Annotated in this window: 1 protein-coding gene; it reads left to right on the top strand. The window is 62.2% G+C overall.

Features of this window, described 5'->3' with window-relative positions:
* Nucleotides 1-256 precede the first annotated feature (256 nt).
* The gene (locus L6D64_RS18770) at nucleotides 257-23,743 is read left to right on the top strand and encodes an immunoglobulin-like domain-containing protein (RefSeq protein ID WP_236192529.1); all 23,487 of its coding nucleotides are present in this window, start codon (nucleotides 257-259) and stop codon (nucleotides 23,741-23,743) included.

The raw sequence follows: 23,743 nt of genomic DNA, 5'->3' as shown, positions 1-23,743 counted from the left end.
TTCACGCTTGAACCATCGAAAACACCTTGCAACTAATACGAAAGTGAGAGTTGGCAAGCGGCTATTTAACGATATGACTTTAGATTGCCCGAGCTTCGTCGCAGGGCCGTTGCAGTCAATATTTCGTCAGTCTTCCAGCTCTCGAACTTTTAGCGAGCCAACGTTTTATGTTCATTGAATAAAGGCACTTTCTAATCATTCCACAAGCCCGTTAGCGGGGCATGGACAGTACTGGTCGAGTCACCTGGAGAGCCCCATGAGCACGGTAGTTGCCATCGTCAAAAGCATTGTTGGCCAAGTCATCGCGGTATCCCCAGAGGGCATCCGCCGCCTGCTCATCGAGGGAGACCGCCTGTATGCAGGCGAGCAGGTACTGACGGGCGCAGGGGGGGCCGTCACCCTTCAGCTACCCGACGGGCGCTATCTGGACCTGGGTCGCGACAGCCAGTGGAGCGCTGGCATGCCCGACAATAGTACCGACATGGCCCTGGCCACCGCCCAGGCGGCGCCGTCGGTGGAGCAACTGCAGCAGGCCATCCAGGCGGGCGCCGACCCTACTACCGCGCTGGAGGCAACGGCTGCGGGCGTCACGCCGTCTGGTAGCAGCAATGGCGCGCTCGGTGGCGGGCACAGCTTCGTCATGCTCGAGGAGACCGCGGGACGGGTCGACACCACTGTCGGCTACCAGACCGGGCCGCTTGATTTCAGCGCGGGCCTGCGCTCCGAGCAGTTCGCTGGCCTGGACACGACCGTTGCCGCAGACACAAGTACGGCGGTGACCCTGAGCGCGACGCCGTCGATCGGCGAGGACGGTGGCACCATCGTCTATGTCGCAACGGTTGGCCAAGCCCCGCTCAGCGCGCTGACCGTGACGTTGTCCAATGGTGCGATGATCTTGATTGCCGCCGGGCAGACCAGTGGTTCGGTGAAGGTCGCAGTACCTGCCAACGACACGGTATACCTCGATGACCAGACGCTGTCGGTAACCATCACCGGTACCCGTGGTGGCGGCCTCCCCGTCAGCATCGACAGCACCCCGGCCAACACCCGCGTGGTAGACAGCATCGACACGACCACCGCCACCCTCAGCGCCAGCCCCACGGTTGCCGAAGGCGGGGCGATCACCTACACCGTGACCCTGAGCAACCCGGCGCAGACCGCCGTCACGGTCAGCCTGTCCAATGGCCAGGTCATCAGCATTGGCGCGGGCCAGAGCAGTGGCGGCGTGTCGGTGCAGACGGCCAACGATGTGTACAAAGGCACGAGCACGCTCAGCGCCAGCATCACATCGGTGAGCGGGGGTAACTTCGAGCACCTGGAGGCCGACCCTGCTCCCGCCGTGACCGTGATCAGCGATTCGGCCGATATCAGCACGGTGACCCTCACCGCCAGCCCTTCGGCGAGCGAAAACGGCACCATCCTCTACACTGCCAGCCTCTCGGCGCCGGTTACTGGTACGCCAGTTGTGGTGACCCTGGCGACTGGCCAGACCATAACCGTGGCGGTGGGCCAGAGCATCGGTACGGTCAGCGTGCCGGTGGGCAACGATGTGTATCAGGGGCCGGGGCAAGTCAGTAACAGCATTACTGCAGTCAGCGGCGGCAACTTCGAAAACCTGGTCGCCAACCAGGCACCGGTCAGCACCAGCATCAGCGAAGTGCAGGACACCACCACGGTGAGCCTGAGTGCAACCCCGAGCGTGGCCGAGGGCGGCCAGATCGTCTACACCGCGACCCTCAGCAACCCCGGCCAGACTGCCGTCACCGTGACCCTGAGCAACGGCCAGAGCATCGTCATCGCGGCCAACCAGATTTCCGGCAGCATCAACGTGGCCGCACCGGGCGATGATCGCTATGCCGACGGTGGGCTGGTCAGTGCGCGTATCACCAATGCCAACGGCGGCAACTTTGAGCAGTTGGCGATCGACGGCACACCAGCGCTGACCACGGTCACCGATACCCTCGATACCTCGACCGTGACACTCAGCGCGACGCCCTCGGTGGCCGAGGGCGGCACTATCCTCTATACCGCCACCGTGGATGCACCGGTAACCGGCGCACCGCTGCTCATCACCCTGGCCAATGGGCAGACCATTACCATTGCAGTTGGACAGAGCTTCGGCACGGCCACCGGGACGGCTAGCAACGACGTTTACCAGGGGCACGTCCCGGTGACCAACAGCATTACCGGGGTCTCGGGTGGCAATTATGAAAACCTGGTGGCCAACCCGGCGCCGGTCAGTACCCGTGTCACCGATGTGCCAGACAGCATCGCCCTGACCCTGACGGCGACGCCTGCCGTCACCGAGGGCGGCACCATCGTCTATACCGCCACAGTGGATGCGCCCGTCACCGGCAGTCCGGTTGTGGTCAGCTTGGCGAACGGTCAAACCATCACCATTCCGGTTGGCCAGAGCTCCGGTACGGCCACCGGTGCCGTGACCAATGACGTCTACCAAGGCCATGCGGCAGTCACCAACAGCATTACTAGCGTCAGCGGCGGCAATTACGAGAATCTGGTTGCCGACCCGGCACCGGTTTCTACAACCGTCACCGACGTACAAGACACCACTACCGTTTCGCTGACGGCAACGCCAAGCGTGGCCGAAGGCGGGCAGATCGTTTACACCGCTACCTTGACCAACGCCGCAGAAACGGCGGTAACCGTCACGCTGAGCAGTGGCCAGACCATCACCATCGGCGCCAATCAGACCTCCGGCAGCGTCGCCGTTGCCGCGCCAGCGGATGATCCGTACCTCGATGCCAGTCAGGTCAGCGCCCGCATCACCAATGCCTCGGGTGGCAATTTCGAAAACCTGGCGATCAACAGTACCCCGGCAGTTACAACGGTGAGTGAAACCATCGACACCTCGACCGTGACCCTGACGGCCACGCCGTCTGTGACCGAGGGCGGCACCATCGTCTACACCGCCACGGTTAATGCGCCAGTCACCGGAAGCCCGGTCGTAGTCAGCTTGGCTAACGGCCAAACCATCACCATTCCGGTTGGCCAAAGCTCCGGCACCGCCACCGGCGCCGTGAGCAACGACGTCTATCAAGGCCATGCGGCAGTCACCAACAGCATCACCAGCGTCAGTGGCGGCAACTACGAAAACCTGGTCGCCAATCAGGCATCGGTCAGTACCACCGTCACCGATGTTCAGGACACCACGACGGTGTCGCTTTCCGCGACCCCAAGCGTGGCCGAAGGCGGCACTATCATTTACACCGCCACAGTAGGGGCTCCGGTCACCGGCAGCCCGGTCGTAGTCAGCCTAGCTAACGGCCAGACCATCACCATTCCGGTTGGCCAAAGCTCTGGTACCGCCACGGGTGCCGTGAGCAACGACGTCTATCAAGGCCACGCGGCAGTCAGCAACAGCATCACCAGCGTCAGTGGCGGCAACTACGAAAATCTGGTCGCCAATCAGGCACCAGTCAGCACCGCCGTCACCGACGTACAAGACACCACCACCGTCACCCTGAGCGCCACGCCGTCCGTGGCGGAAGGCGGGACCATTATCTATACGGCGACAATGGGTGCCCCTGTCACCGGCAGTCCGGTCGTAGTCAGCTTGGCTAACGGCCAGACCATCACCATTCCGGTTGGTCAGAGTTCAGGGACGGCCACGGGGGCCGTGAGCAATGACGTCTATCAAGGTCACGCGGCAGTGACCAACAGCATCACCAACGTCAGCGGCGGCAACTACGAAAACCTGGTCGCCAACCAGGCACCGGTCAGCACCACGGTTACCGATGTGCAAGACAGCACCACTGTCATCCTGACCGCCACGCCGTCCGTGGCCGAAGGCGGCACTATCATTTACACCGCCACAGTAGAGGCTCCGGTCACCGGCAGCCCGGTCGTAGTCAGCTTGGCTAACGGCCAGACCATCACCATTCCGGTTGGCCAGAGCTCCGGTACCGCCACCGGTGCCGTGAGCAACGACGTCTACCAAGGCCACGCGGCAGTTACCAACAGCATCACCAATGTCAGCGGCGGCAATTACGAAAATCTGGTCGCCAATCAGGCACCAGTCAGCACTAGCATCACGGATGTCCTGGACACAACGACGGTGTCGCTTTCGGCGACGCCAAGCGTGGCCGAAGGTGGGCAGATCGTTTACACCGCTACCTTGACCAACGCCGCAGAAACGGCGGTAACCGTCACCCTGAGCAATGGCCAGACCATCACCATCGGCGCCAATCAGACCTCCGGCAGCGTCGCCGTTGCCGCGCCAGCGGATGATCCGTACCTCGATGCCGGTCAGGTCAGCGCACGCATCACCAATGCCTCGGGTGGCAATTTCGAAAACCTGGCGATCAACAGTACGGCGGCAGTCACCACCGTCAGTGACACCATCGACACCTCTACCGTCACGCTAACCGCCACGCCATCTGTGGCCGAAGGCGGCACTATCGTCTACACCGCCACGGTTAATGCGCCAGTCACCGGAAGCCCGGTCGTAGTCAGCTTGGCTAACGGCCAGACCATCACCATTCCGGTTGGCCAAAGCTCCGGCACCGCCACCGGCGCCGTGAGCAACGACGTCTATCAAGGTCACGCGGCAGTGACCAACAGCATCACCAACGTCAGCGGCGGCAACTACGAAAACCTGGTCGCCAACCAGGCACCGGTCAGTACCACTGTCACCGATGTGCTGGACACCACGACGGTGTCGCTTTCCGCGACCCCAAGCGTGGCCGAAGGCGGCACTATCATTTACACCGCCACAGTAGGGGCTCCGGTCACCGGCAGCCCGGTCGTAGTCAGCTTGGCCAACGGGCAGACCATCACCATTCCGGTTGGTCAGAGTTCAGGGACGGCCACGGGCGCCGTCACCAACGACGTCTACCAAGGCCACGCGGCGGTTACCAACAGCATCACCAGCGTCAGCGGTGGCACCTACGAAAATCTGGTCGCCAACCAGGCCCCGGTCAGTACCACTGTCACCGATGTGCTGGACACCACGACGGTATCGCTGACGGCGACACCAAGCGTGGCCGAAGGTGGGCAGATCGTTTACACCGCTACCTTGACCAACGCTGCACAAACGGCGGTAACCGTCACGCTGAGCAATGGCCAGACCATCACCATCGGCGCCAATCAGACATCCGGCAGCGTCGCCGTTGCCGCGCCAGCGGATGATCCTTACCTTGATGCCGGTCAAGTCAGCGCACGTATCACCAATGCCTCGGGTGGCAATTTCGAGAGCTTGGCGATCAACAGCACGCCAGCGGTGACCAACGTCACCGACACCCTGGATACATCGACCGTGAATCTCACGGCCACGCCATCGGTGGCTGAGGGTGGAACCATCGTTTACACCGCAACCGTCACTGCCCCAGTTACAGGCTCGGCTGTCGTGGTAGCCCTGGCCAACGGCCAGACCATCACTATTCCGGTGGGTCAAAGTTCCGGCACTGCTACGGCGGCCGTGTCCAATGACGTCTATCAGGGCCATCCAGCCGTCAGCAACAGCATTAGTAATGTATCCGGCGGCAACTACGAGAAGTTGGTGGCGAATAAGACGGAGGTCAGCACGACAGTCGCCGATGTTCAGGACACCACCACTGTCACCCTGACCGCCACGCCGTCCGTGGCGGAAGGCGGGACCATTATCTATACGGCGACAATGGGTGCCCCTGTCACCGGCAGTCCGGTCGTAGTCAGCTTGGCCAACGGGCAGACCATCACCATTCCGGTTGGTCAGAGTTCAGGGACGGCCACGGGGGCCGTGAGCAACGACGTCTATCAAGGCCACGCGGCAGTTACCAACAGCATCACCAGCGTCAGCGGCGGAAACTACGAAAACCTGGTCGCCAATCAGGCACCAGTCAGCACCGGCGTGACCGATGTGCAAGACACCACCACTGTCATCCTGACCGCCACGCCGTCCGTGGCCGAAGGCGGCACTATCGTCTACACCGCCTCGGTTAATGCGCCAGTCACCGGAAGCCCGGTCATAGTCAGTTTGGCCAACGGCCAGACCATCACCATCCCAGTCGGGCAGTCCTCCGGTACAGCCACGGGAGCCGTCACAAACGACGTTTATCAAGGCCACGCGGCAGTCACCAACAGCATCACCAACGTCAGCGGCGGCAATTACGAAAATCTGGTCGCCAACCAGGCTCCTGTCAGCACCACCGTGACCGATTTGCAAGACACCACAACGGTGTCGCTGACGGCAACGCCGTCCGTGACGGAAGGCGGGACCATTATCTATACGGCGACAGTGGGTGCCCCTGTCACCGGCAGTCCGGTCGTAGTCAGCCTGGCTAACGGCCAAACCATCACCATCCCGGTCGGCCAGAGCTCCGGTACCGCCACCGGCGCCGTCACCAACGACGTTTACCAAGGCCATGCGGCAGTCACAAACAGCATTACCAACGTCAGCGGCGGTAATTACGAGAATCTGGTTGCCGACCCGGCACCGGTTTCTACCACCGTCACCGACGTACAAGACACCACCACCGTTTCGCTGACGGCAACGCCGAGCGTGGCCGAAGGCGGCACTATCACCTACACCGCCACAGTAGGTGCTCCTGTCACCGGAAGCCCGGTCGTAGTCAGCTTGGCTAACGGCCAAACCATCACCATTCCGATCGGTCAGAGCTCAGGTACTGCCACGGAAGCCGTCACCAACGACGTCTATCAAGGCCATGCGGCGGTCACCAACAGCATCACCAGCATCAGCGGCGGAAACTACGAAAACCTGGTCGCCAATCAGGCACCAGTCAGCACTAGCATCACGGATGTCCTGGACACAACGACGGTGTCGCTTTCGGCGACGCCAAGCGTGGCCGAAGGTGGGCAGATCGTTTACACCGCTACCTTGACCAACGCCGCAGAAACGGCGGTAACCGTCACCCTGAGCAATGGCCAGACCATCACCATCGGCGCCAATCAGACCTCCGGCAGCGTCGCCGTTGCCGCGCCAGCGGATGATCCGTACCTCGATGCCGGTCAGGTCAGCGCACGCATCACCAATGCCTCGGGTGGCAATTTCGAAAACCTGGCGATCAACAGTACTGCGGCAGTTACAACGGTGAGTGACACCGTCGACACCTCGACCGTCACGCTAACCGCCACGCCATCTGTGGTCGAAGGCGGCACTATCGTCTACACCGCCACGGTTAATGCGCCAGTCACCGGCAGCCCAGTCATAGTCAGCCTGGCTAACGGCCAGACCATCACCATTCCGGTTGGCCAGAGCTCCGGTACCGCCACCGGCGCCGTCACCAACGACGTTTACCAAGGCCATGCGGCAGTCACAAACAGCATTACCAACGTCAGCGGCGGTAATTACGAGAATCTGGTTGCCGACCCGGCACCGGTTTCTACCACCGTCACCGACGTACAAGACACCACCACTGTCACCCTGACCACCACGCCGTCCGTGGCCGAAGGCGGCACTATCACCTACACCGCCACAGTAGGTGCTCCTGTCACCGGAAGCCCGGTCGTAGTCAGCTTGGCTAACGGCCAAACCATCACCATTCCGATCGGTCAGAGCTCAGGTACTACCACGGAAGCCGTCACCAACGACGTCTATCAAGGCCATGCGGCGGTCACCAACAGCATCACCAGCATCAGCGGCGGAAACTACGAAAACCTGGTCGCCAATCAGGCACCAGTCAGCACTAGCATCACGGATGTCCTGGACACAACGACGGTGTCGCTTTCGGCGACGCCAAGCGTGGCCGAAGGTGGGCAGATCGTTTACACCGCTACCTTGACCAACGCCGCAGAAACGGCGGTAACCGTCACCCTGAGCAATGGCCAGACCATCACCATCGGCGCCAATCAGACCTCCGGCAGCGTCGCCGTTGCCGCGCCAGCGGATGATCCGTACCTCGATGCCGGTCAGGTCAGCGCACGCATCACCAATGCCTCGGGTGGCAATTTCGAAAACCTGGCGATCAACAGTACTGCGGCAGTTACAACGGTGAGTGACACCGTCGACACCTCGACCGTCACGCTAACCGCCACGCCATCTGTGGTCGAAGGCGGCACTATCGTCTACACCGCCACGGTTAATGCGCCAGTCACCGGCAGCCCAGTCATAGTCAGCCTGGCTAACGGCCAGACCATCACCATTCCGGTTGGCCAGAGTTCAGGGACGGCCACGGGGGCCGTGAGCAATGATGTCTACCAAGGCCACGCGGCAGTTACCAACAGCATCACCAACGTCAGCGGCGGCAACTACGAAAACCTGGTCGCCAACCAGGCACCGGTCAGTACCACTGTCACCGATGTGCTGGACACCACGACGGTATCGCTTTCGGCGACACCAAGCGTGGCCGAAGGTGGGCAGATCGTTTACACCGCTACCTTGAGCAACGCTGCACAAACGGCGGTAACCGTCACGCTGAGCAATGGCCAGACCATCACCATCGGCGCCAATCAGACATCCGGCAGCGTCGCCGTTGCCGCGCCAGCGGATGATCCGTATATCGATGCCGGTCAGGTGAGCGCCCGCATCACCAATGCCTCGGGTGGCAATTTCGAAAACCTGGCGATCAACAGTACGGCGGCAGTCACCACCGTCAGTGACACCATCGACACCTCTACCGTCACGCTAACCGCCACGCCATCTGTGGCCGAAGGCGGCACTATCGTCTACACCGCCACGGTTAATGCGCCAGTCACCGGAAGCCCGGTCGTAGTCAGCTTGGCTAACGGCCAAACCATCACCATTCCGGTTGGCCAAAGCTCCGGCACCGCCACCGGTGCCGTGAGCAATGACGTCTACCAAGGCCACGCGGCGGTCACCAACAGCATTACCAGCGTCAGTGGCGGCAACTACGAAAACCTGGTCGCCAATCAGGCATCGGTCAGTACCACCGTCACCGATGTTCAGGACACCACGACAGTGTCGCTTTCCGCGACCCCAAGCGTGGCCGAAGGCGGCACTATCATTTACACCGCCACAGTAGGGGCTCCGGTCACCGGCAGCCCGGTCGTAGTCAGCCTGGCTAACGGCCAGACCATCACCATTCCGGTTGGCCAAAGCTCCGGCACCGCCACCGGCGCCGTGAGCAACGACGTCTATCAAGGTCACGCGGCAGTTACCAACAGCATCACCAGCGTCAGCGGCGGCAATTACGAAAATCTGGTCGCCAATCAGGCACCGGTCAGCACCGCCGTCACCGACGTACAAGACACCACCACCGTCACCCTGACCGCCACGCCTTCCGTGGCCGAGGGTGGCACTATCATTTACACCGCCACAGTAGGTGCGCCGGTCACTGTCAGCTCGGTCATAGTCAGCTTGGCCAACGGGCAGACCATCACCATTCCGGTCGGCCAAAGCTCCGGTACCGCCACCGGCGCCGTGAGCAACGACGTCTACCAAGGCCACGCGGCGGTCACCAACAGCATCACCAGCATCAGCGGTGGCAATTACGAGAATCTGGTCGCCAACCAGGCACCAGTCAGCACCAGCATCACGGATGTCCTGGACACCACGACGGTTTCGCTTTCGGCGACGCCAAGCGTGGCCGAAGGTGGGCAAATCGTTTACACCGCTACCCTGAGCAACGCTGCACAAACGGCGGTAGCCGTCACGCTGAGCAATGGCCAGACCATCACCATCGGCGCCAATCAGACCTCCGGCAGCGTCGCCGTTGCCGCGCCAGCGGATGATCCGTACCTCGATGCCGGTCAGGTCAGCGCCCGCATCACCAATGCCTCGGGTGGCAACTTCGAAAATCTGGCGATCAACAGTACTGCGGCAGTTACAACGGTGAGTGACACCGTCGATACTTCTACCGTCACGCTAACCGCCACGCCATCTGTGGCCGAAGGCGGCACTATCGTCTACACCGCCACGGTTAATGCGCCAGTCACCGGAAGCCCGGTCGTAGTCAGCCTGGCTAACGGGCAGACCATCACCATTCCGGTTGGTCAGAGTTCAGGGACGGCCACGGGCGCCGTCACCAACGACGTCTACCAAGGCCACGCGGCAGTCACCAACAGCATCACCAACGTCAGCGGTGGCAATTACGAAAATCTGGTCGCCAATCAGGCACCAGTCAGCACCAGCATCACGGATGTCCTGGACACCACGACCGTTTCGCTGACGGCAACGCCAAGCGTGGCCGAAGGCGGCACTATCACTTACACCGCCACAGTAGGTGCTCCTGTCACCGGCAGTCCGGTCGTAGTCAGCTTGGCCAACGGGCAGACCATCTCCATTCCGGTTGGTCAGAGTTCAGGGACGGCCACGGGGGCCGTGACCAATGACGTCTACCAAGGCCACGCGGGGGTTACCAACAGCATCACCAATGTCAGCGGCGGCAATTACGAGAATCTGGTTGCCGACCCGGCACTGGTTTCTACCACCGTCACCGACGTACAAGACACCATCACCGTTTCGCTGACGGCAACGCCAAGCGTGGCCGAAGGCGGCACTATCATTTACACCGCCACAGTAGGGGCTCCGGTCACTGGTAATCCGGTTATAGTCAGCCTGGCTAACGGCCAAACCATCACCATTCCGGTCGGCCAGAGCTCCGGTACCGCCACCGACGCCGACGCCGTGACCAATGACGTCTACCAAGGCCACGCGGCGGTTACCAACAGCATCACCAGCGTCAGCGGCGGAAACTACGAAAATCTGGTCGCCAACCAGGCACCAGTCAGCACCGCCGTCACCGACGTACAAGACACCACCACCGTCACCCTGAGCGCCACGCCGTCCGTGGCGGAAGGCGGGACCATTATCTATACGGCGACAATGGGTGCCCCTGTCACCGGCAGTCCGGTCGTAGTCAGCTTGGCTAACGGCCAGACCATCACCATTCCGGTTGGTCAGAGTTCAGGGACGGCCACGGGGGCCGTGAGCAATGACGTCTATCAAGGTCACGCGGCAGTGACCAACAGCATCACCAACGTCAGCGGCGGCAACTACGAAAACCTGGTCGCCAACCAGGCACCGGTCAGCACCACGGTTACCGATGTGCAAGACAGCACCACTGTCATCCTGACCGCCACGCCGTCCGTGGCCGAAGGCGGCACTATCATTTACACCGCCACAGTAGAGGCTCCGGTCACCGGCAGCCCGGTCGTAGTCAGCTTGGCTAACGGCCAGACCATCACCATTCCGGTTGGCCAGAGCTCCGGTACCGCCACCGGTGCCGTGAGCAACGACGTCTACCAAGGCCACGCGGCAGTTACCAACAGCATCACCAATGTCAGCGGTGGCACCTACGAAAATCTGGTCGCCGACCCGGCAACGATCTCTACCACCGTCACCGACGTACAAGACACCTCTACCGTTTCGCTAACGGCAACGCCGAGCGTGGCCGAGGGCGGCACCATCGTCTATACCGCCACGGTTAATGCGCCGGTCACCGGCACTCCGGTTGTAGTTAGCCTGGCCAACGGCCAGACCATCACCATTCCAGTTGGCCAGAGCTCCGGTACAGCCACGGGCGCCGTCACTAACGACGTTTATCAAGGCCACGCGGCCGTCACCAACAGCATCACCAACGTCAGCGGTGGCAATTACGAGAATCTGGTCGCCGACCCGGCAACGATCTCTACCACCGTCACCGACGTGCAAGATACCTCTACCGTTTCGCTAACGGCAACGCCGAGCGTGGCCGAGGGCGGCACCATCGTCTATACCGCCACGGTTAATGCGCCAGTCACCGGAAGCCCGGTCGTAGTCAGCCTGGCCAACGGGCAGACCATCACCATTCCGGTTGGCCAGAGCTCCGGTACGGCCATCGGCGCCGTGACCAATGACGTCTATCAAGGCCACGCGGCAGTTACCAACAGCATCACCAATGTCAGCGGCGGCAATTACGAGAATCTGGTTGCCGACCCGGCACCGGTTTCTACCACCGTCACCGACGTACAAGACTCCTCTACCGTTTCGCTAACGGCAACGCCGAGCGTGGCCGAAGGCGGCACTATCACTTACACCGCCACAGTAGGTGCTCCTGTCACCGGAAGCCCGGTCGTAGTCAGCTTGGCTAACGGCCAGACCATCACCATTCCGGTTGGCCAAAGCTCCGGCACCGCCACCGGCGCCGTCACTAACGACGTCTATCAAGGCCACGCGGCAGTCACCAACAGCATCACCAGCGTCAGCGGTGGCAATTACGAAAACCTGGTCGCCAACCAGGCGCCAGTCAGTACCACTGTCACCGATGTGCAAGACACCACCAGCGTTACCCTGACCGCCACGCCGTCCGTGACGGAAGGTGGGACCATTATCTATACGGCGACAGTGGGCGCCCCCGTCACTGGCAGCCCGGTCGTAGTCAGCTTGGCCAATGGCCAGACCATCACCATTCCGGTTGGCCAAAGCTCCGGTACCGCCACCGGTGCCGTGAGCAACGACGTCTACCAAGGCAACGCGGCAGTTATCAACAGCATCACCAATGTCAGCGGCGGCAATTACGAGAATCTGGTTGCCGACCCGGCACCGGTTTCTACCACCGTCACCGACGTACAAGACACCACCACCGTTTCGCTGACGGCAACGCCAAGCGTGGCCGAAGGCGGCACTATCATTTACACCGCCACAGTAGGTGCTCCGGTCACTGGTAATCCGGTCATAGTCAGCCTGGCTAACGGCCAGACCATCACCATTCCGGTTGGCCAAAGCTCCGGTACCGCCACCGGCGCCGTGACCAACGACGTCTATCAAGGCCATGCGGCAGTCACCAACAGCATCACCAATGTCAGCGGCGGCAATTACGAGAAGCTGGTTGCAGACCCGGCACCGGTCAGCACCGCCGTTACCGATGTGCAAGACACCACGACGGTATCATTGACGGCGACGCCAAGCGTGGCTGAAGGCGGGCAGATCGTTTACACCGCTACCTTGACCAACGCCGCACAAACGGTGGTAACCGTCACGCTGAGCAATGGCCAGACCATCTCCATCGGCGCCAATCAGACCTCCGGCAGTGTCGCCGTTGCCGCGCCAGCGGATGATCCGTACCTCGATGCCGGTCAGGTCAGCGCACGCATCACTAATGTCTCCGGGGGCAACTTCGAAAACCTGGCGATCAACAGTACCGCGGCAGTTACAACGGTGAGTGACACCGTCGACACCTCGACGGTGACCCTGACGGCCACGCCGTCTGTGACTGAGGGCGGCACCATCGTCTATACCGCCACGGTTAATGCGCCAGTCACCGGAAGCCCGGTCGTAGTCAGCCTGGCCAATGGCCAGAGCATCACCATTCCGGTCGGCCAGAGCTCCGGTACGGCCACCGGCGCCGTGACCAATGACGTCTATCAAGGCCACGCGGCGGTCACCAACAGCATCACCAGCGTCAGCGGCGGCAACTACGAGAATCTGGTTGCCGACCCGGCACCGGTTTCTACCGCCGTCACCGACGTACAAGACACCACCACCGTTTCGCTGACGGCGACGCCGTCCGTGACGGAAGGCGGCACCATCATCTACACCGCGACCCTCGACGCACCAGTCACCGGCGATCCGGTCGTAGTCAGCCTTGCCAATGGACAGATCATCACCATTCCGGTTGGCCAAAGCTCCGGTACCGCCACTGGTGCCGTGAGCAACGACGTCTATCAAGGCCACGCGGCAGTTACCAACAGCATCACCAGCGTCAGCGGCGGAAACTACGAAAACCTGGTTGCCAACCAGGCACCGGTCAGCACCGCCGTCACCGACGTACAAGACACCACCACCGTCACCCTGACCGCCACGCCGTCCGTGGCGGAAGGCGGGACCATTATCTATACGGCGACAGTGGGCGCCCCTGTCACTGGCAGCCCGGTCATAGTCAGTTTGGCCAACGGGCAGACCATCACCATTCCGGTCGGTCAGAGCTCCGGTACCGCTACGGAAGCCGTCACCAACGACGTTTACCAAGGTCACGCTGCCGTCAGTAATCAAATCACTGCAGTCAGCGGAGGCAACTACGAAAATCTGGTCGCCAACCAGGCACCGGTCAGCACCGCCGTTACCGATTTGCAAGACACCACGACGGTGTCGCTTTCGGCCACACCAAGCGTGGCCGAAGGTGGGCAGATCGTTTACACCGCTACCCTGAGCAACGCCGCACAAACGGCAGTAACCGTCACGCTGAGCAGTGGCCAGACCATCACCATCGGCGCCAATCAGACCTCCGGCAGCGTCGCCGTTGCCGCGCCAGCGGATGATCCGTACCTCGATGCCGGTCAGGTCAGCGCCCGCATCACCAATGCCTCGGGTGGCAATTTCGAGAACCTGGCGATCAACAGTACCCCGGCAGTTACAACGGTGAGTGAAACCATCGACACCTCGACCGTGACCCTGACGGCCACGCCGTCTGTGACCGAGGGCGGCACCATCGTCTATACCGCCACGGTTAATGCGCCAGTCACCGGAAGCCCGGTCGTAGTCAGCTTGGCTAACGGCCAGACCATCACCATTCCGGTTGGCCAAAGCTCCGGCACCGCCACCGGCGCCGTGAGCAACGACGTCTATCAAGGTCACGCGGCAGTGACCAACAGCATTACCAACGTCAGCGGCGGCAATTACGAAAACCTGGTTGCCGACCCGGCACCGGTTTCTACCACCGTCACCGATGTGCAAGACACCACGACGGTATCGCTGACGGCGACGCCAAGCGTGGCCGAAGGCGGCACTATCATTTACACCGCCACAGTGGATGCGCCCGTCACAGGCAGCCCGGTCATAGTCAGCTTGGCCAATGGCCAGACCATCACCATTCCGGTTGGCCAAAGCTCCGGCACCGCCACCGGCGCCGTGAGCAACGACGTCTACCAAGGCCACGCGGCAGTTACCAACAGCATCATCAACGTCAGCGGCGGCAACTACGAAAACCTGGTGGCCAACCAGGCACCGGTCAGCACCACCGTGACCGATGTGCAAGACACCACAACGGTGTCGCTGACGGCAACGCCGTCCGTGACGGAAGGCGGGACCATTATCTATACGGCGACAGTGGGTGCCCCTGTCACCGGCAGTCCGGTCATAGTCAGCTTGGCCAACGGGCAGACCATCACCATTCCGGTTGGTCAAAGTTCAGGGACGGCCACGGGGGCCGTGAGCAACGACGTCTATCAAGGTCACGCGGCAGTGACCAACAGCATCACCAGCGTCAGCGGCGGCAACTACGAAAACCTGGTCGCCAACCAGGCACCGGTCAGCACCGCCGTTACCGATGTGCAAGACACCACAACGGTGTCGCTGACGGCAACGCCGTCCATGACGGAAGGCGGGACCATTATCTATACAGCGACAGTGGGTGCCCCTGTCACCGGCAGTCCGGTCGTAGTCAGCTTGGCTAACGGCCAAACCATCACCATTCCGGTTGGCCAAAGCTCCGGCACCGCTACCGGTGCCGTGAGCAATGACGTCTACCAAGGCCACGCGGCGGTCACCAACAGCATCACCAGCGTCAGCGGCGGCAACTATGAAAACCTGGTCGCCAATCAGGCATCGGTCAGTACCACCGTCACCGATGTGCAGGACACCACGACGGTGTCGCTTTCCGCGACCCCAAGCGTGGCCGAAGGCGGCAGTATCATTTACACCGCCACAGTAGGGGCTCCGGTCACCGGAAGCCCGGTCGTAGTCAGCTTGGCTAACGGCCAGACCATCACCATTCCGGTTGGTCAGAGTTCGGGGACGGCCACGGGCGCCGTGACCAATGACGTCTACCAAGGTCACGCGGCAGTCACCAACAGCATCACCAGCGTCAGCGGCGGCAATTACGAAAATCTGGTCGCCAACCAGGCATCGGTCAGCACCGCCGTTACCGATGTACAGGACACCACAACGGTGTCGCTGACAGCGACGCCCAGCGTGTCCGAGGGTGGCACTATCGTCTATACCGCCGCGGTAAATGCGCCGGTCACTGGCAGCCCGGTCATAGTCAGCTTGGCCAACGGCCAGACCATCACCATCCCGGTCGGGCAGAGCTCCGGTACCGCCACGGGAGCCGTGACCAATGACGTCTATCAAGGCCACGCGGCAGTCACCAACAGCATCACCAACGTCAGCGGTGGCAATTACGAAAATCTGGTCGCCAATCAGGCACCAGTCAGCACCACCGTGACCGATGTGCAAGACACCACCAGCGTTACCCTGACCGCCACGCCGTCCGTGGCCGAGGGTGGCACCATTGTTTACACCGCCACAGTAGGTGCTCCGGTCACTGGTAATCCGGTCATAGTCAGCCTGGCTAACGGCCAGACCATCACCATTCCGGTTGGCCAAAGCTCCGGCACCGCCACCGGCGCCGTGACCAACGACGTCTATCAAGGCCACGCGGCAGTTACCAACAGCATCACCAATGTCAGCGGCGGCAATTACGAAAACTTGGTGGCCAACCAGGCGCCAGTTAGCACTGCGGTCACCGATGTACAAGACACCACCGCTGTCACCCTGACCGCCACGCCTTCCGTGGCCGAAGGTGGCACTATCATTTACACCGCCACAGTAGGTGCGCCGGTCACTGGCAGCCCGGTCATAGTCAGCTTGGCCAACGGGCAGACCATCACCATTCCGGTTGGTCAGAGTTCAGGGACGGCCACGGGCGCCGTCACCAACGACGTCTACCAAGGCCACGCGGCCGTCACCAACAGCATCACCAACGTCAGCGGCGGCAATTACGAGAATCTGGTCGCCAACCAGGCACCGGTCAGCACCGCCGTTACCGACGTACAAGACACCACAACGGTGTCGCTGACAGCGACGCCCAGCGTGGCCGAAGGTGGCACTATCGTCTACACCGCCGCGGTAAATGCGCCGGTCACCGGTAGTCCGGTCATAGTCAGCTTGGCCAACGGGCAGACCATCACCATCCCAGTCGGGCAGTCCTCCGGCACCGCCACCGGCGCCGTGAGCAATGACGTCTACCAAGGCCATGCGCCGGTCACCAACAGCATCACCAGCGTCAGCGGCGGCAACTACGAAAACCTGGTCGCCAACCAGGCACCGGTCAGCACTGCGGTCACCGATGTGCAAGACACCACTACCGTCTTGCTGACGGCGACGCCGACCGTGGCGGAAGGCGGGACTATTATCTATACGGCGACAGTGGGTGCCCCTGTCACCGGCAGCCCGGTCGTAGTCAGCCTAGCCAACGGCCAGACCATCACCATTCCGGTCGGCCAAAGCTCCGGTACCGCCACCGGCGCCGTGAGCAACGACGTTTACCAAGGCCACGCGGCGGTCACCAACAGCATCACCAACGTCAGCGGCGGCAATTACGAGAATCTGGTCGCCAACCAGGCACCAGTCAGCACCGCCGTTACCGACGTACAAGACACCACCACTGTCACCCTGACCACCACGCCGTCCGTGGCGGAAGGCGGCACTATCACTTACACCGCCACAGTAGGTGCGCCGGTCACTGTCAGCCCGGTCATAGTCAGCTTGGCCAACGGGCAGACCATCACCATTCCGGTCGGCCAAAGCTCCGGTACCGCCACCGGCGCCGTGAGCAACGACGTTTACCAAGGCCACGCGGTGGTCACCAACAGCATCACCAGCGTCAGCGGTGGCAATTACGAGAATCTGGTCGCCAACCAGGCGTCCGTCAGTACCACCGTGACCGATGTGCAAGACACCACAACGGTATCGCTGACGGCAACGTCCAGCGTGGCCGAAGGTGGCACTATCATTTACACCGCCACAGTAGGGGCTCCGGTCACCGGCAGCCCGGTCTTAGTCAGCTTGGCCAACGGACAGACCATCACCATTCCGGTTGGTCAGAGTTCGGGGACGGCCACGGGCGCCGTCACCAACGACGTCTACCAAGGCCACGCGGCCGTCACCAACAGCATCACCAACGTCAGCGGCGGCAATTACGAGAATCTGGTCGCCAACCAGGCACCGGTCAGCACCGCCGTTACCGACGTACAAGACACCACAACGGTGTCGCTGACAGCGACGCCCAGCGTGGCCGAAGGTGGCACTATCGTCTACACCGCCGCGGTAAATGCGCCGGTCACCGGTAGTCCGGTCATAGTCAGCTTGGCCAACGGGCAGACCATCACCATCCCAGTCGGGCAGTCCTCCGGCACCGCCACCGGCGCCGTGAGCAATGACGTCTACCAAGGCCACGCGCCGGTCACCAACAGCATCACCAGCGTCAGCGGCGGCAACTACGAAAACCTGGTCGCCAACCAGGCACCGGTCAGCACTGCGGTCACCGATGTGCAAGACACCACTACCGTCTTGCTGACGGCGACGCCGACCGTGGCGGAAGGCGGGACCATTATCTATACGGCGACAGTGGGTGCCCCTGTCACCGGCAGCCCGGTCGTAGTCAGCCTAGCCAACGGCCAGACCATCACCATTCCGGTCGGCCAAAGCTCCGGTACCGCCACCGGCGCCGTGAGCAACGACGTTTACCAAGGCCACGCGGCGGTCACCAACAGCATCACCAACGTCAGCGGCGGCAATTACGAGAATCTGGTCGCCAACCAGGCACCAGTCAGCACCGCCGTTACCGACGTACAAGACACCACCACTGTCACCCTGACCACCACGCCGTCCGTGGCGGAAGGCGGCACTATCACTTACACCGCCACAGTAGGTGCTCCGGTCACCGGCAGCCCGGTCGTAGTCAGCCTGGCTAACGGCCAGACCATCACCATTCCGGTTGGTCAGAGTTCAGGGACGGCCACGGGCGCCGTCACCAACGACGTCTACCAAGGCCACGCGGCAGTCACCAACAGCATCACCAACGTCAGCGGCGGCAACTACGAAAACCTGGTCGCCAACCAGGCACCGGTCAGTACCAGCATCACGGATGTCCTGGACACCACGACGGTTTCGCTTTCGGCGACGCCAAGCGTGGCCGAAGGCGGGCAGATCGTTTACACCGCTACCTTGAGCAACGCTGCACAAACGGTGGTAACGGTCACGCTGAGCAATGGCCAGGCCATCACCATCGGCGCCAATCAGACCTCCGGCAGCGTCGCCGTTGCCGCGCCAGCGGATGATCCGTATATCGATGCCGGTCAGGTGAGCGCCCGCATCACCAATGCCTCGGGTGGCAATTTCGAGAACCTGGCGATCAACAGTACGGCGGCAGTCACCACCGTCAGTGACACCATCGACACCTCTACCGTCACGCTAACCGCCACGCCATCTGTGGCCGAAGGCGGCACTATCGTCTACACCGCAACCGTCACCGCCCCAGTTACAGGCTCGGCTGTCGTGGTGGCCTTGGCCAGCGGCCAGACCATCACCATCCCTGTCGGCCAAAGCTCCGGTACCGCCACCGGCGCCGTCACCAACGACGTCTATCAAGGCCACGCTGCGGTCACCAATAGCATCACCACCGTCAGCGGCGGCAACTACGAAAACCTGGTGGCGAACAAGGCAACGGTCAGCACGACGGTCACCGATGTGCGGGACACCACCACCGTCACCCTGACCGCCACGCCCTCCGTGGCCGAGGGGGGCACCATCGTCTACACCGCCACAGTGGATGCGCCCGTCACCGGCAGCCCGGTCCTGGTCAGCCTGGCCAACGGCCAGACCATCACCATTCCGGTCGGCCAGAGCTCCGGCACCGCCACGGGCGCCGTGACCAACGACGTTTACCAAGGCCACGCGCCGGTCGCCAACAACATCACCAGCGTCAGCGGCGGCAATTACGAAAATCTGGTCGCCAACCAGGCGCCAGTCAGCACCACCGTTACCGATGTGCAGGACGCTACGACGGTGTCGCTGACGGCAACGCCTAGCGTGGCCGAGGGTGGCCAGATCGTTTACACCGCAACCCTGACCAGCCCGGCGCAAACAGCGGTCACCGTGACCCTGAGCAACGGCCAGACCATCACCATCGGCGCCAGCCAGTCTTCCGGCAGCATCACCGTGGCGGCGCCAGCCGACGACGTCTACATCGGCACGTCCACGGTCAGCACCACGATCACCAACGCCACCGGCGGCAACTTCGAAAGCCTGGTGGTGAACCCGGCGCCAGCGGTCACCGCCGTGACCGACACGTTGAACACCACCACCCTTGGCATCACCGGCTCAGCCACCGTGGCCGAGGGCAACAACGCAACCTACACGCTGACCCTGAGCAATGCGCCGCAGACCGACGTGGTAGTCAAGCTGAGCTACAGCGGCACCGCCAGCAACGGCGTCGACTACACCGGTGTGGCCACGGTGACGATAAAAGCCAACAGCAACCAGGCCACGTTCACCATCCCAACCTTGAAGGACAACATCGCCGAGGGCACCGAGCAGTTCACCATCAAGATCGACTCGGCCACCGGCGGCAACTTCGAGGGGCTTGCGATCAGCCCTGCCGCAGGCAGCATCACTACCCAACTCTACGAGCCAGCCCCGGTGCTGGACCTCGATGCCAACGACTCCAGCGGCAAGACGGGCGCCGACTTCCAGACCACCTTCACCGAAAACGGCAGCGGCAACTCGATCAGTGACCTGGATATTTCCATCACCGACTTCGACAGCTCGCAGATGGCCGGTGCCACCGTGACGCTGACCAATGCCCAGGCCGGCGATGCCTTGAACCTGGGCAGCAGCGTCAACGGCATCACCGCCACCTCCAGCGTGGTCGCCGGCAAGGTAGTCCTGACCTTGACAGGCAACGCCTCGCTGGCCGACTACCTGCAGGCGATCAAGAACATCACCTTCGTCAACACCAGCGAGGACCCGAGCACCACGCCGCGGATCATCACAGTCACGGTCACCGACGGGGTCAATGTATCCAACACCGCGACCGCCACGGTCAACGTGGTGGCGGTCAACGATGCCCCGGTGTCCACCGGAGGTATCGTCACCGGCGTGGAGGACACTGCGCTGGTGCTGAACTGGAGCAATTTCAACGTCACCGACGCCGACACCCCGACCGCAAGCCTGGGCGTCACCTTCACCCAGCTGCCGACACTCGGCACCCTGCAGTACAACAACGGCACCGCCTGGGTGAACGTGACGGTCAACCAGACCGTGAGCCAGGCCGACATCGCTGCCGGCAAGCTCAAGTTCGTGCCGTTGGCCAACCAGTCCGGTGCCGATGGCTATGGCGGCTCTGGCGTGGGAAACAACCAGGCCGACTATGCGCAGATCAGGTTCAAACCCACCGACGGTATCACCCCGGGCAGCGAGACCACGCTGAAAGTCGATATCACCCCGGTCGCTGACACGCCGACCCTGAGTATCGGTAGCAACAATGTCAACTCGCTGGGCCTGACCAAGGAAACCTGGACCACCCTGACCGGCCTGGGTACCAACGGCAATGGCATTACCGGCGATGCGCTGAAAACGGTCTTCACCAACTCCGGCACCGCCACCAAGTCCGAGACCACCACCAATGTGCAGTCCGACGCCAGCGTTGCAGCACAAAGCGGTTCGAAGACCTCCGGCCTGGTCTACCTGGAAGCCGGCAAGACCTACACCTTCAGCGGGACTGCCGACGACAGCCTGTTGGTGAACATCGGCGGCAAGAACGTGGTAACGGCTACCTGGGGTACTGGAGGCACCGTGGCGGGCACCTATACACCAGCCACAAGCGGCTACTACACCCTGGAGGTCTACCACGCCAACCAGTCGGGCCCGGGCAGCTACGACATCAATATCAAGGTTGGCAGCGGCGCGGTGGGTGACTTCAACAGTACCAGCATCGCCATGTACCCGAACGTCACCGCCCTGGCCAACGCCGGCGTTACGGTATCCGACCTGCACGGCAGCAGCGGCCAGGGCTACTACGATGGCTACAAGCTCAACGAAGGGCCGGAAAACGGCAGCGTCAAGCTGGTGGGCATCAGTAGCAACCTGACTGACACCGACGGTTCCGAGGCCCTGAGCGTCAAGCTGGCGGGCATTCCGGCCGGTTCGGTGATCAGCGACAGCGCCGGGCATAGCGCTACCGTGGGGGCCACGGCGGTCGACGTCAGCGGCTGGACCCTGAACAGCCTGACGATCAAGCCACCGGCCTACTACAGCGGCCAGTTCGATGTGAAGGTCACCTCGACCTCCACCGAGTCGGTCGGCGGTAGCTTTGCCACCACCGAGGGCACCCTCAAGGTCACGGTGTACCCGGACAACTACACCACCTCCCAGCTGACCATCGCCAACGACAGTACAACCGGCACCTACGGCGACGACATCATCATCGCCGACACCGCTGGCTTGCACATGACCGCCGGTACCAACTACAACCTCGCCTTCGTCGTCGACACCTCGGGCAGCATGGGCAGTACCGGTATCGAGGCGACCAAGGCGTCCCTGGCCACTACGTTCCAGACCCTGCTGGCGGATGCCAAGGCCACCGGGGTCGGCACGGTGAACGTGCTGCTGGTGGACTTCGCCACGCAGGTCAAGAGCACCGTTGCAGTCACCCTCAACGATGCCGGCCTCAAGACCCTGCTCAACGCCCTGAGCGGCATGAGCGCGGACGGCGGCACCAACTACGAGGATGCGTTCAAGACGACGGCCAACTGGTTCCAGAGTCTGAAGAATGCCGGCGTCACCGGCACCAACCAGACCTACTTCCTCACCGACGGCCAGCCGACCTACTACCAGACCGGCGAGCAGACCAACCCGGCACTGGCCAACAGCTCGGTCAAGCTCGACACACTGCTCGGCAACATCAGCTACAAGATGGGCGACACCCTGACCAACTATCAGCTGGACACCAATAACCGGGTGTCGATCGACGCCACCGGCAAGCTCACCGCTGAAACCCGCAGCTTCGACCTGCTAAGCCTGAGCTACAAGTGGAGCGCCGTAACCACCGGCCTGATCCACGCCGAAGGCAACGGAGGCTATGAGCTGTCGAAGCTGGCGGGCACCGGCAGCACCACGACCAGCGATACCCTGAGCAACGCCACCTCCAGCTTCGCACTGCTCGCGGCGCTATCGTCGGTCGAGGCGGTCGGCGTGGGTACGGGCATCAGCAGCACCGACCTGAAACCGTTCGACAGCGACGGCGTACCCCAGGTCAACGTCGACCCGAGCAAGATCTCCGATGCGATCCTCGGCCACACCGACCAGACCATCGCCGGCGCCGACACCATCAGTGGTGGCGATGGACACGACATCATCTTTGGCGACCTGGTGAGTTTCGACTCGATCCCCGGCAGCGGCATCGAGGCAGTCCAGGCCTTCGTCGCGACGAAGCTAGGCGTGGACACGAGCTTGGTGGATGCCAAGGTGATGCATCAATACATCAGCGAGCATTACACCGACTTCGACCTGTCGCGCACCAACGACGGTGCCGACACCCTGATGGGGGGCGGTGGCAACGACATCCTCTTTGGTCAGGGCGGCAACGATTACCTCGATGGCGGCAAAGGCAACGACATCTTGCTCGGCGGCACCGGCAACGACACCTTGCTCGGTGGTGAAGGCAACGATCTGCTGTTCGGCGGGGCCGGCAACGACATGCTGATCGGTGGCAAGGGCAATGACATCCTCAGCGGTGGCGCCGGTGCAGATACCTTCGTGTGGAAAGCCGGCGACATCGGCCAGGACGTGATCAAGGACTTCAAGCTGAGCGAAGGCGACCGCCTCGACCTGACCGACCTGCTGCAGGGGGAACGTGGCACGACCATCGACAACTACCTGAAAATCACCACCGTGGGCGGCGAATCGACCCTGCAGATCAGTACGGAGGGCAAGCTCAATGCAGCCGGCGGGCTGGCCAATGCTGACGTGTCGATCAAGCTGGAGGGGGTGAACTGGTCGAACACCAGCATCAACTCACTGATCAGCGGCGCAGACCCAACCATCAAGATCGATAACAACAACAGCTGA

The sequence above is a fragment of the Pseudomonas urethralis genome, from assembly GCF_021602465.1.
In the GTDB taxonomy this organism is placed as follows: Bacteria; Pseudomonadota; Gammaproteobacteria; order Pseudomonadales; family Pseudomonadaceae; genus Aquipseudomonas; species Aquipseudomonas vlassakiae.
This window is presented reverse-complemented; position numbering and strand designations above follow the sequence as displayed.

What these genes read in the sequence shown, in the direction of transcription:
- L6D64_RS18770 (WP_236192529.1), top strand. Translation starts at nt 257, where the DNA reads ATGAGCACGGTAGTTGCCATCGTCAAAAGCATTGTTGGCCAAGTCATC.